This is a genomic window from Bacillus sp. FSL R5-0820, from assembly GCF_038593385.1.
Lineage (GTDB): Bacteria > Bacillota > Bacilli > Bacillales > Bacillaceae > Bacillus > Bacillus altitudinis.
Map to the genome: position 1 here is coordinate 2,182,989 of NZ_CP151991.1, position 13,178 is coordinate 2,196,166.

Annotated in this window: 11 protein-coding genes; all 11 read right to left on the minus strand. The window is 41.0% G+C overall.

Going from position 1 to position 13,178, the window contains the following annotated elements; all coding sequences use genetic code 11:
• Positions 1 to 163: 163 nt before the first annotated feature.
• Positions 164 to 1,264 (minus strand): Rap family tetratricopeptide repeat protein, encoded by a 1,101-nt coding sequence (locus NST15_RS11165; protein ID WP_007501159.1) that lies wholly within the window; start codon positions 1,262 to 1,264, stop codon positions 164 to 166.
• Positions 1,265 to 1,713: 449 nt separating this feature from the next.
• Positions 1,714 to 2,517: a sporulation transcription factor Spo0A gene (gene spo0A / locus NST15_RS11170; protein WP_008342226.1), complete on the minus strand. Its 804-nt coding sequence runs from the start codon at positions 2,515 to 2,517 to the stop codon at positions 1,714 to 1,716.
• A 283-nt stretch (positions 2,518 to 2,800) separates the two neighbouring features.
• Positions 2,801 to 4,078: a SpoIVB peptidase gene (spoIVB, locus tag NST15_RS11175; protein ID WP_065460685.1), complete on the minus strand. Its 1,278-nt coding sequence runs from the start codon at positions 4,076 to 4,078 to the stop codon at positions 2,801 to 2,803.
• Between the two features lie 198 nt (positions 4,079 to 4,276).
• A complete protein-coding gene (recN, locus tag NST15_RS11180; protein WP_008342224.1) occupies positions 4,277 to 6,010 on the minus strand; it encodes a DNA repair protein RecN in 1,734 nt (577 codons plus the stop codon).
• Between the two features lie 34 nt (positions 6,011 to 6,044).
• Complete coding sequence (gene argR, locus NST15_RS11185) at positions 6,045 to 6,494, minus strand: transcriptional regulator ArgR (protein WP_007501163.1); 450 nt, start codon at positions 6,492 to 6,494, stop codon at positions 6,045 to 6,047.
• A gap of 366 nt (positions 6,495 to 6,860) precedes the next feature.
• On the minus strand, positions 6,861 to 7,715 hold the full coding sequence (locus tag NST15_RS11190; RefSeq protein WP_007501164.1) for a TlyA family RNA methyltransferase: 855 nt from the start codon (positions 7,713 to 7,715) through the stop codon (positions 6,861 to 6,863).
• The gene (dxs, locus tag NST15_RS11195) at positions 7,712 to 9,613 is read right to left on the minus strand and encodes a 1-deoxy-D-xylulose-5-phosphate synthase (protein WP_056705228.1); all 1,902 of its coding nucleotides are present in this window, start codon (positions 9,611 to 9,613) and stop codon (positions 7,712 to 7,714) included. Before dxs ends, NST15_RS11190 begins: the two co-directional genes overlap by 4 nt.
• 151 nt (positions 9,614 to 9,764) lie before the next feature.
• A complete protein-coding gene (locus NST15_RS11200; protein ID WP_039964013.1) occupies positions 9,765 to 10,655 on the minus strand; it encodes a polyprenyl synthetase family protein in 891 nt (296 codons plus the stop codon).
• Positions 10,645 to 10,905, minus strand: coding sequence for an exodeoxyribonuclease VII small subunit (locus NST15_RS11205; RefSeq protein WP_003215880.1), 261 nt, complete (start codon positions 10,903 to 10,905; stop codon positions 10,645 to 10,647). The genes NST15_RS11200 and NST15_RS11205 overlap by 11 nt, the downstream gene beginning before the upstream one ends.
• The gene (gene xseA / locus NST15_RS11210) at positions 10,889 to 12,247 is read right to left on the minus strand and encodes an exodeoxyribonuclease VII large subunit (RefSeq protein ID WP_008342220.1); all 1,359 of its coding nucleotides are present in this window, start codon (positions 12,245 to 12,247) and stop codon (positions 10,889 to 10,891) included. Before xseA ends, NST15_RS11205 begins: the two co-directional genes overlap by 17 nt.
• Positions 12,248 to 12,317: 70 nt before the next feature.
• Complete coding sequence (gene folD, locus NST15_RS11215) at positions 12,318 to 13,169, minus strand: bifunctional methylenetetrahydrofolate dehydrogenase/methenyltetrahydrofolate cyclohydrolase FolD (RefSeq protein WP_007501171.1); 852 nt, start codon at positions 13,167 to 13,169, stop codon at positions 12,318 to 12,320.
• Positions 13,170 to 13,178: the final 9 nt, after the last annotated feature.

A 13,178-nucleotide genomic window follows, 5' to 3' on the forward strand; every position in this document is an offset into this window, starting at 1 on the left:
GAGCACATAAAAAAACCTCTTCTGATTAGAGAGAAGAGGTTGACAGGTAAATTCGATCACGTAATCGCTCTGATGGCTTGCTCTGTCGTCTCTGCGTCAAGAGCAAAAAGGGAAGAAACAACTGCGACTGCTGTAACGATTGTTACACCTAACAACAACTTTTTCATAAGATAACCTCCACTTTCTTTTGAAGTATTTGTGCATCGAATTTCTTTTCAAGAAAACGAATGGCATTTTGATAATCATTTCGTTCCTTGAAGTATTTCGATATTTGTTCAGACAAATCCTCAAGCTCCACATATAATCTATTTTTTTCTATGTAGTCTAATTTTTCAGAGAATACGTCTGCTGCTCCACTATTTTCGCACATCAGATCCAAAATTTCAAATTTTACTATATATTCATTATTTTGGATATCGCAGCTATATTGAATCCCCTCTTTAATATATTCTTTCGCCTCATGATCTCCTAAATGAACTAAGGCATTTGCGAGAACATATAAAGATTGGATGAAATAATGGCTATTGTCGCGATGAATTTGAATGCTCATCCCTTTTTTGGCGTATTGTGCGCTTTTTTCATAATCATGTTTTGCGTAATAAAGAACCGCTAAATTGTGATAGCACTTCCCAATCAGCACTTCATTGTTAATGCGCTTACTTTTCTCAAGTGCCTCTTGGTACTTTTCCTCAGCTTCATCAAACTGTAGTAAATCAATACAGTTGCTCGCATGTAAGATTAAGCTGTCAATCGCCTGTGCGGTATATTCCTCATGCGCTTTAAACGTATCAATGGCTTTTTTAATATGATTAATGGAAATGAAATTTTGCTTCAGTTCGTAATAAATGGAAGCGACTTTATGATGAAAAGTCCCTACTTCAAGATCTTCATTCACACGTTTTAGACGCTGCTCTGCAATCTTATAAAAACTAATCGCCTCATCATATTTTTTGACATAGGCGGCATATTGGCCTTTATAAAAGTAAAAATAAAAATTAATAATGTCATCTGCTTTTTCATCCAGCGTTCCGACACTTTTCATAATCTGATTGGCTTTTTCAATATTTCCAAGTAACATTTCATGTCTGCCGTCGACTAGCTGATAATAAAGAAGAACTTCTCGGTCCTCATCTGTATTTTTTAGCAAATTCTGAATTTTCTCTTTATAGACAGCAGATTTTTCTAGGTCATTCTGAGAAATGACCCTCGTCCACTTGCTAATTTCGTTCGCAACCTCAGCAGAGTGGATTTTCAGCTTTCCCATAACCTCACCCTCTTCTTTTCATTATTATAGCATAGTAAAAGAATGTGAAAATTATTAAATTCGACAATGGGAATATTCAGTTCAAATGGCACAATCTCTAAGAAGCCAGTGACTTTAAAACGCCAATCAATCGGGTCAATAGAAATAGAACTTTCGATCTCATTTGCTTTATTTACCAATTACATAAGACCTTTTCCTCTCATCCTTTTTCTTACGAATGAGCGTTTTCTTCTTCTATAAGCCAGTTGATTAGCGTAGCTGATTACCACTATTTTATGTCCTATTCATTTCTTTCATGCTTTATTTTTCATTTTATTCTGAAAATAAAGCGACCCGTTTGTCCAATTTAAACATTAAAGATGATTTTATCAACATATCCATTTTTTAGCAATATTTTACAAAAATAAAAAAACGCCTCATTGAAGAAACGTTTTTTTATGGACGTTGACTTAGCTTGCTCTATGCTCTAAACGCAGACGATCAGCCACCATCGCAATAAATTCTGAATTGGTTGGTTTGGCTTTTGACATGCTGACTGTGTAACCAAAGAGTGAGGAAATGGAGTCAATATTCCCTCTGCTCCAAGCCACTTCAATGGCATGACGAATCGCTCGTTCTACCCTGCTGGCTGTCGTGTTAAATTTCTTTGCAATGTCTGGGTACAATACTTTTGTAATACTGCCGAGTAGTTCAATATCATTGTACACCATCGAAATGGCTTCTCTTAAGTATAAATAGCCTTTAATATGAGCTGGCACGCCAATCTCATGAATAATTGTCGTAATGCTCGCATCTAAGTTCTTACGTTTCGGTTCAGGTTTGCTGCGAAGGACACTGTTTTGGATAGATGAAGATCGATGGCTGACTTGTGTGCCGTTTCCACTGACTTGACGAATATGACCTACGAGGTTTTCCATATCAAATGGTTTCAAAATGAAATAGGATGCGCCCAAATCAACCGCTTTTTTCGTTACGTCTTCTTGTCCGAAAGCCGTCAGCATAATGACACTTGGCTGTTTGGTCATTTCATTGTTTTCACGGAGGCGTTCCAGTACAGCAAGACCGTCTAAATGAGGCATGATAATATCTAAGAGGAGAACGTCGGGCTCTTTATCTTTAAATAATGTCAGACATTCCTGACCATTATACGCCACGCCAAGTACTTCCATATCTTCCTGTCCCTCAATATACTCTGTCAAAAGGCCAACAAGTTCTCGATTATCATCAGCTACACACACTTTAATTTTCTCCACGTTCTTTCCTCCCCAATGTCGATTCCTTAGTCTTTTGCATTTCTCTTCTGAGTGTTCAATTCGACAAAACCATGCTATCCCCTTTAAAAAAGTTTAATTTTCCGAATAATAGAGCATTATCTAGCTTTTTCTACGTTTTTCTTAATGAATCGACGATTATTGCAATTTGACAATACACTGTTTTCCATTTTGTCGAAAAATCTCTTTTTCCTTATTTTATAACATGATGGGAGAGAAAGAAAGGGTAGAAAAAAACTGCCGGAAGATTCGCGGCAGTTTTTCGTCAGCTTGCTTTTTTGTTTTTTTGATAAAGATCAATTCCTGCTTCTGACAGCATCCATTCAATGTGTACGCCGTATCCGCTTGTCGGGTCATTGACGAACACGTGAGTGACCGCTCCAATGACTTTGCCATTTTGGATGATCGGACTTCCGCTCATTCCTTGAACGATCCCGCCCGTTTTGCTTAATAAGCGCTCATCCGTTACTTTAAGCACCATTCCTTTTGTTGCCGGGAATTTTTGCGGTGTTGTGCTGACGATTTTAATATCAAATTTCTCTACTTTATCATGGTCCACAACCGTTAATATTTCGGCTGGACCTTCTTTTACTTCACTTGATAACGCGACTGGAAGTGGTTTGTCTGCTACATGATTTTCAAGTTTTTCGGTTAACTTACCAAATATACCGAATGGACTGTTACGTGAAATATCACCTATCGTTTTTCTTTCGGAAGAAAACCTGGCCAATTTTTCTCCAGGGTTGCCTCCTGTCCCTTTTTCAATGGATGTGACGGTTGATCTGACAATTTCACCATTGTCGACCACGATTGGTTTTTTTGTATCCATGTCAGAAATCACATGCCCAAGGGCGCCATATTTTTTAGAAGATGGTTCAAAGAAGGTCATCGTCCCGATTCCTGCTGCGGAATCACGAATATAAAGACCGATTCGATAAGTACCTTCACTTGCATCTTTCGCGGGTGTTAATGTCGTTTGAAAGGTTTTATGGTCTCTTTTTATGAGTAAATGAAGGGTTTCCCCCGTTTTTCCGGCTTTCTGAATAAATGGGGTGAGGTCATTCATCTTCTCCATTTTCTGACCATTGATCTCAATGATCATATCCCCTGATTGAATGCCTGCGGCTTCACCTGGTGATTTTTTGCCGTCTGCTGTTGTGATTTGATGAAAACCGACAACGAGAACTCCGACAGAGTGGAGTTTGACGCCAATGGATTGTCCTCCAGGAATGACTTTTAATTCGGGAAGAACATCGACTTTTGTTTTCTTAATAGGAAATCCTTTAAAATCATAAACAATTTCGGCTTTTCCCGCCTTTTGTCCCGTTACTTCAAGTTGATTCTTTTTCTCTGAAAGACTAAAGGCTGGTGAAGAAGCAATGGCTGACGCTTCAATGGATGTATCAATCGAATGCTTCTCGTGTTCAAATACTGCGACAGTTGTTGGAATGCTGATATATTCCTTCACTATGCTCATAAACCCTGTACTTATTAAAGAAACAAGGAGAATCACACCAATGGCTTTTCTCATCTTTTCGGGCATTCATTTTTCACTCTCCTCGCTCCTTACCCACACCAGAACATTAATGTTTTGGCTACATCTTTACTTTTGCCTTCTTAGCGAGGATTTATAACCGACACCTTTAGAAAATGATTGGATAAATTGATAAAAGAAAAAGACGAATTCATGCGTATATACGGCGAATATGAGACAATATAAAAAAGGCAGCTGTTGTTTCAGCTACCCTGTCGTTTTGACATCATTTGCTTGGTGCAGTAATTCTTTTGCATGCTGTTTTGTGAGCTCAGTGACTTCTACACCAGCAATCATTCGGCCGATTTCACTCACTTTTTCATCATCACTTAGTGGTTTGACGTTCGTCATTGTTCTACCAGCTTTAGCGCGTTTAGAAATAAAAAGATGTGTATCAGCCATTGCTGCGACTTGCGGCAGATGGGTAATACAGAGTACTTGTGAGCCTGCTGCTACTTTATAAATTTTTTCAGCAATGGCTTGTGCGACTCTGCCGCTAACGCCTGTATCCACTTCATCAAATATAATGGACGTCACTTCTTGTTTCGCTGAGAAAATACTTTTCACTGCCAGCATGACACGTGAAATTTCTCCTCCAGATGCTACTTTTGACAAAGATTTCATCGGTTCACCCGGATTTGTAGAAATGACAAATTGCGCTTGATCTATGCCATTTTTCCCGAGCTGTACGGGTTTTCCATCTAAAAGCGGGCAGTCCGTACTGCCAAATGGTGCATATCGAATCGTAAAAGCGGTATCAAAAGAAGACTTCTCCATATATAAATCCTTCAATTCAGCTTGAATGTGCTTCGCCAGTTTTTTCGCCCATTTTTTACGGAGCTCTGACACGTTAAGCGCTTCAAGCAATGCATCCCGACTTATCGCATCAAGTTTGTTTTTAAGTGTCTGCAAATGGCTGTCTCGATTTTGGATTTGGTCTATCTCCTCTTCAATCTTAGCCGCATATTCTAAAATTTCCTCAACGGTTGTGCCGTACTTTCGCTTCAGCTGCTTCATCTCATTTAACCTAGACTCAATAAAATCAAGACGGGCTGGGTCAAATTCTAATTGATCAAGCATGCTGCGCATTTGAAAAGTAGAATCTTCTAATAAATAATAGGAGTTTGACACTTGCTCAGAGAGCTTTTTCAGATCGTCGTTGATCTCAGAAACTTGCTCAAGCTCGCTTGAAGCCATTCCAACCCAATCAAGTCCTCCCTGCTCATTACGCAGAGCATTATATGCGTTTTGAAGCGAGGAAAAGATTTTTTCAAAATTGCTGATTTGATGACGTTCCTCTTGAAGCTTCTCATCTTCTCCAGGCTCTAATTGTGCCGCTTCAATCTCTTCCAGCTGAAATTGCAATAAGTCTAACCGGTGAACCATTTCCTGTTCATTTTCAGACAGCTGTTTGAGCTTTTGCGCTGTCTTCATATATTGATCATACGCTTCTTGATACTGCGAGAGAGCAGGTGCAATTTCTTCTGCTCCAAATTGATCAAGCAAATGCAAATGATTTTCATCCTCCATGAGCAGCTGATTATCGTGCTGTCCATGTATATCAAGCAAAAGCCGGCCGACTTCTCTTAAAAGCGAGATGGTGACAAGCTTACCATTAATGCGGCAAATGCTTTTCCCGCTTTGATTGATATCACGGCGAAGAATCATCATTTCATCAGATGCATCAATTCCTTGCTCCTCACAAAGGGCAAATACAGGATGATCTGCTGGTACAAGAAAAAGACCTTCCAGCTCTGCTTTTTTTTCGCCATAACGGACAAATTCGGATGATCCTCTTCCCCCTACGAGAAGTGAGACAGCGTCAATCATGATTGATTTTCCGGCACCTGTTTCCCCTGTTAGAACTGTGAGTCCTTTTTCAAACGAAACCGTTAACTCCTCAATGATTGCAAAGTTTTTAATGGTTAGTTCTGCTAACACTCATTTGACACCTCTTTTTGTAAACCTGATCTCTTTATAGAAGCTCTAAAATTTTGGACGAAACGGTATCCGTATCATCTGGCGTGCGGCAAATGATTAAGATGGTATCATCCCCACAAATGGTTCCCATAATTTCTTCCCAATCTAAATTATCCATTAAAGCACCGATGGCTTGAGCGTTCCCAGGCATTGTTTTTAGAACGATTAAATGACTGGCAGCATCCATTTTAATAAATGCGTCCATTAAGGAACGCTTTAATTTTGATAGCGGGTTAAACCGCTGATCTGCAGGAAGGCTGTATTTATATGTTCCATTATTTGTTGGCACTTTGACTAAATGCAGTTCTTTGATATCTCTTGATACGGTCGCCTGTGTGATGTTATATCCATCCGCTTTCAAAATATCGACTAATTCGTCTTGTGTTTCGATTTCTTGGCTTGCGATAATTTCTCTAATCTTAATATGTCTTTGACCTTTGTTCATTTTGACCCCCCTAGGCGTTAGAATCTCAGTTTGTCTTTACGTTCTATGTTATATGATGCACACTTCAAAAAACAAGCATTACGTGAGAAACGGTTAATTCTGATCTTTTGACCATGTAAAAAGGAATAATAGCGAGCTATTATTCCTTTCAGCATGTAGACAAACCCTCGCATTCTTTGTCAGTCCTGCGCTCTGGTGCTCACGAATGCCAAATTCGCTCCGCGCCAGTACTCGTCCTTCCTAGACTGCAAAGGTTTTCTATCACGCTGAAAAGAAGACAAAGGGCTAAAATCAAGTTCATTTTAGCCCTTTGTCAACAATCTAAAAGGAATAATAGCGAGCTATTATTCCTTTTGTTTCAATAATTCATGTGTCAGCCGGCTCAGGACTGTTTTTCTTTTCTTTCAATACGGCATGGGCTTCTTTGACGACTTTTTCAAGTTCAGATACTGGAAGTGCCGTATTCTCTTCTTGATCGGGATGCAGGACCAAGTGGAGGAGAAATTCGATATTTCCATCTCCACCTGTAATCGGTGAAAACGAAACATCCTTTACATCATAGCCTTCTTTTGCAGCAAATTGATTCATTTCTTCTAGCACACCAAGATGTACAGAAGGTTCTCGCACAATGCCTTTTTTTCCAACAAGCTCTCTGCCCGCTTCAAACTGCGGCTTTACTAGCGCAATACAGTCGCCGCCTGGGATAAGAATATGCTTTAATGCGGGAAGAATGAGTTTGAGCGAGATAAATGATACATCAATAGATGCAACCTCTGGTAATCCTTCGGTGAAATCTGCCGGAACAGAATGGCGGAAGTTGGTGCGTTCCATGACGATCACCCGATCATCCTGTCGTAATTTCCACGCAAGCTGATTGTAGCCAACATCCACAGCATAGGATTTGACTGCTCCATTTTGGAGTGCGCAATCTGTAAATCCCCCTGTTGATGAGCCGATATCAATTAAAAGCTTTCCTTCAACGGTTAAATCAAATTCTTGAAGTGCCTTTTCGAGCTTTAGCCCACCTCGGCTGACATATTTCAGCGGATTCCCCTTCACAGTCAGCGGGGTATCACGAGCGATTTTTTCTCCTGGCTTATCCAAACGGTTTTCATTTGAGTAAACGATCCCTGCCATAATGGCGCGTTTTGCTTTCTCTCTCGTTTCCATTAGTCCTTGTTCGACTAATAAAACGTCAAGTCGTTCTTTCTTTGATGTCATGATCCAATTCCTTTTCTTGGTGCTGCGGGAAGCAGGTCACGTAACGTTTCAGCAGCCTGTGTTTTCGTCAGTCCAATTTCCTCAAGTAGCGCATCGACACTTCCATGCTCAATAAATTCATCTGGAATGCCCATACGTTCTACTTTTATATGAGACGCTTTTTTGTCGTGAATATATTCTAGTACGCTGCTGCCAAATCCACCCTGAAGCACCGCTTCTTCTATTGTTAAAATTGGCAAACCTTCAGACAGTATCTCATTTAACATGCCTTCATCAAGAGGCTTAATGAAACGTGCATTGACAACACGAATTGATTTTCCTTCTTTTTGCAGTTCTTCTGCTGCCTGCAGCGCCATTTTAATGGTTGTACCGAATGTTAAAATGACAGCATCTTTCCCGGGACGAAGAACTTCCCAAGAACCAATTGGGATGGTTTTCAGCTGTTCATCCATTTTGACGCCTAGTCCATTTCCACGCGGGAAGCGCATGGCAATTGGACCATCATCATATTGAATGGCTGTGTTGACCATATGCTGTCCTTCATTTTCATCCTTTGGCATCATGAGAACCATATTCGGCATATGACGCATGAAAGCAATGTCAAACACACCTTGATGTGTTTCTCCATCTGCACCGACAAGACCTGCACGGTCAATTCCAATGAACACATTGAGATTTTGACGGCAAATATCATGCAGCACTTGGTCATAGGCTCTTTGGAGGAACGTTGAATAAATCGCTAAAAATGGCTTCATGTCCTGTGTAGCAAGTCCAGCTGCCATTGTTGCAGCGTGCTGCTCTGCAATTCCAACATCAAACATTCGCTCTGGGAATTCTTTTGCAAACCCTTCAAGCTTTGAGCCAACGGGCATTGCAGGTGTAATTGCGACAATTCGCCCATCTTCCCGTGCCAGCTTTCTGACGGTTTCACTGACGAGACCACTCCATGACGGTGCGGCTGCTGTCGGTTTCACAAAGTCACCTGTGTCGATTTTGTATGGTCCTGTTCCATGCCATGTGCCGATCTTATCAGATTCGGCCGGCTTATAGCCTTTTCCTTTTTTCGTGATGACATGAAGGAGAACCGGGCCTTTTGTTTTCTTTGCGTACTCAAGATTCTCAAACAAATCTTCATAGGAATGTCCATCTACTGGTCCTAAGTAAGTAAAGCCCATTTCCTCAAAGAACATACCAGAGACAAGCAAATACTTCAGACTGTCCTTGATACGTTCTGCTGTTGCAGCAAGCTTCCCGCCTACTGCTGGGATACGCTTGAATAAGTATTCAAGCTCGTCCTTTACCCATTGGTATTTACCAGCTGTACGTAGTCTGCCAAGCATTGTATGGATCGCACCAACGTTTGGTGCAATACTCATTTCATTGTCGTTTAAGATCACAATCATGTCTTTTTTTTCATCCCCGATATGGTTCAGTGCTTCTAACGCCATACCGCCGGTTAGTGCACCATCGCCGATAATCGGGAGAATGTATTCATCTGTTCCTTTAATGTCACGCGCTGCCGCCATTCCCATTGCACCAGATAATGAGGTTGAACTGTGTCCAGTCTCCCAAACATCATGTTCACTTTCATTTCGTTTAGGGAAACCGCAGAGCCCTTTATATTGACGAAGTGTATCAAACTCGGCGCCTCTTCCAGTTAACAGCTTGTGAACGTAAGACTGATGTCCAACATCCCAAAGAAATTTGTCTTTCGGGCTGTCAAATACTTTGTGAAGTGCAACAGTAAGTTCAACGACACCAAGGTTTGGACCAATGTGCCCACCAGAGTTCGCTAACGACTCAATTAAAAACGTGCGAATGTCCGCACTAAGCTCCTCTAATTCTGCATTTGACATTCCTTTTAGAAACGTTGGATTTTTTATTGATAAAAGATCCAATCAGGATCAACTCGCTTTCAACAAAATTTCTATCTACATATATAATGCCTTATTCCTATGAAAACCAATTCAGGAATAAGAGTTGTCTCATCATGATAAACTGTTTACAGTTTACCACAATTGCTCGAGGACCCTCAAATCTAGGCTGTTTTTAGTGATCTCGTGAGGCAATCAGATCGCATAAATCATGCAGCAAGTTTTGCTCTAACTCAAGATTTGAGACAATTTCTTTCGCACGAGTGATATGTTCATCCAGCTTTTCTTTTGCTCCTGAAAGCGTTAATAAAGAAGGATATGTCGACTTTTCATTTGCTGTATCGGAGCCGATCCGCTTTCCTATTTTCTCTTCGCTGCCTTCAAGATCTAAAATATCATCACGGATTTGAAAAGCAATGCCAATATGATAGCTGAATTCTCTCAGCTTTTCGATCTCATCATCAGGTGCACCTGCCAGTATCGCACCAGCAACCACACTAAAGGTGAGTAGCTTTCCTGTTTTGCGAGCATGAATCGATTCTAATTCAGAAAGAGGGATTTGTTTCTGTTCTGCTTCCATATCATCAAATTGCCCGCCAACCATTCCGAGTGCACCTGCTGATGTAACAAGTTCATCTATGATTCTAAGCTTTTGATCAGCAGGTACATCGTCAGATAATTGCGATGTAATCAGACGGAAGCTTTCAGTGAGCAGCGCATCACCTGCAAGAACGGCTGTTGCCTCGCCATAAACTTTATGGTTGGTCGGCTTTCCTCTGCGCAGATCATCATCGTCCATACAAGGAAGATCATCATGTATCAAGGAATACGTATGAATCATTTCCACTGCACAGCCTACTGGTATACCGTCTTCTTCCCTTTTTCCATACGCATTTAAAAGAGCAAGAATAAGAACAGGACGCAGTCTTTTTCCGCCAGCTTTCAGAGAATAAAGCATAGAAGATTTCAGCTCTTCTGGAATAGACAATTCCTGCACATATGTAAATAAATAATCTTCAATTGCTTGTTTTCGTGTTGTTAAAAATTCGTTTAAGTTACTTGTCACCAGCATCTGCCTCCTTCACTGAAAAAGGAGCCAGTTCACCGTCCTCTTTTAAAATGAAATCCATTTGCTTTTCAACATGCTGTAATTTTTCATGGCAAAGTTTTGAGAGTGTCATACCCTCTTGGAAATAGTGGATGGCTTGTTCAAGCGGTACATCGCCTTCTTCGAGCTTTCCCACAATCTCTTCAAGTCCTTTCATGGCCTCTTCAAATGTCATTTGTTCTTCTTTTTGTTTATTTGATTCTGTCATGATGATTGCCCTCCTTCTCAATAACCTCACAAATCAGACGTCCATCCTTCATTGTAATCGTCAGTTGATCCTTCGTTTCTACTTGATTCACACTTTTAATGAGCTCATCTTCTTTATAGGCTAAACTATAGCCTCTTTCCATGACTTGAAGCGGATTTAATGCATTTAGTTTACCAAGAACCGATTGGAACTGCGAATGAATTGATTTCATTTGCACATTCATGCTCCGAATGAGCTGTTCTGTTTCATTGGCGTGGCGTTTTTTCGCCTGAAGCAGCTGCTCTTTTGGATGAAGCGGCTTCAGCCTATATGTTTGGCGGTCAAGTTGACTGCGTTTTTGTTCCATTTGTCTTGTCAGCTGTTTTTGAAAACGATCAAATACCAAATCAAATTGCTGCTCTTTTTGCTCTTGTAATCGCTTTGGAAAACGGAAAGCATAAGAGGATTGAAGTGCCACAAGACGGTCTTTTGCTTGTGACGTTCGATTTTTTACCGCTCTTGTTAACCGAATGTCGATTGATTTGATTCGTTCGATTAAGTCGGCGGTGCTTGGAACAGCTAGTTCTGCTGCTCCTGTTGGTGTGGGTGCTCTCATGTCTGCAGTGAAATCACTAATGGTAAAGTCTGTTTCGTGCCCAACCGCAGAAATGATTGGAATGTCTGATGCGAAGATCGCTCTTGCGACTGCTTCTTCATTAAAGGCCCAAAGTTCTTCAATCGATCCTCCGCCTCTCCCGACAATCAAGACATCACAAAGCTGTTTTTCATTGGCTTCTTTAATCCGTTCCACAATCGAACGCGGAGCATTTTCTCCTTGGACTAATGCCGGAAGCACAATGATCTTGGCCTGCTGATAGCGCCGATTGATCGTGGTAATGACATCTCGAACAGCTGCTCCTGTTGGGGATGTAATGACACCAACAACCTCTGGAAATTCAGGAATTGTTTTTTTATAGCGCTCATCAAATAAGCCTTCACTTGCTAGTTTCTTCTTCAGCTCTTCATAGGCAAGATGAAGAGCACCAACACCATCAGGCTGCATTTCTTTTGCATATAATTGATAGCTTCCGCTCGGTTCGTAGACTTGAATTCCGCCACGTACGAACACTTTCATTCCGCTCTTTGGTGAAAAAGGCAGCTTGGACGCGGAGCGCTGGAACATGACAGCTTGCATACGTGCATTTTCGTCCTTTAAGGTGAAATAAACATGCCCCCTTGAATGAATCTTCACATTTGATAACTCACCTTTGATCCAAATATCTTCTAAATGAGGGTCAACATCAAATTTTCTTTTTATGTATTTTGTAAGGGCTGTGACCGTCACAAAGGCTTTTTCACTCATGACGTATTCCTCCTCTTCAAAAACGCACATTCATCCACCGGCAGCACGCAGGTGGATGAATGGATCAAGCTTATGATAATGTACGTTTTGCTGATTTAACCGTATTGTGTGCAAGCATCGTAATTGTCATTGGACCCACTCCGCCAGGGACTGGTGTGATGTAAGAAGCTTTTTCTTTTGCTGCTTCAAAGTCAACGTCCCCTACAAGTTTCCCCGTTTCTAGACGATTGACTCCTACATCAATGACAATAGCGCCTTCTTTAATTTGGTCAGCTTTAATAAAGTTTGCTCGACCGACGGCAACAACTAAAATGTCCGCTTTTAACGTATGTTCTGAAATGTTCGCCGTTCTTGAATGACAGTAGGTGACGGTTGCATTTTCATTTAATAGCAATTGTCCAACTGGTTTGCCGACGATATTGCTTCGTCCTACAACGACCACTTCTTTACCAGAGAGATCCACACCTGTTTTGTTCAATAATTCAACAATACCTGCTGGTGTGCAAGGGAGGAATGTGTCTTCCCCAAGTAGCATTTTCCCGATATTCAGCGGATGAAAACCATCTACGTCTTTCTCTGGTGAAATTCGTTCAATGACGGCTTTTTCAGAAATATGTTTTGGCAGTGGAAGCTGAACAAGAATTCCGTGGAATTGATCATTTGCATTGTACTGATCAATCATCTTTAGCAATTCCTCTTCTGTTAAAGAAGCATCTAAATGATCAAGCTGGAAATGCATGCCCATGGCTTCTGCTGCTTTTTTCTTCCCGCGTACGTAAGAAAGTGAAGCCGGATCATCACCGATTAGAATAACGGCAAGACCAGGTGTGACTCCTTTTTGTTTTAGCTCTTCTACTTCTTTTGCTAATTGTTCACGCTTTTCTTTTGCTGTTTCTTTCCCATCGATGATTGTTGCTGTCATGTCGAATCC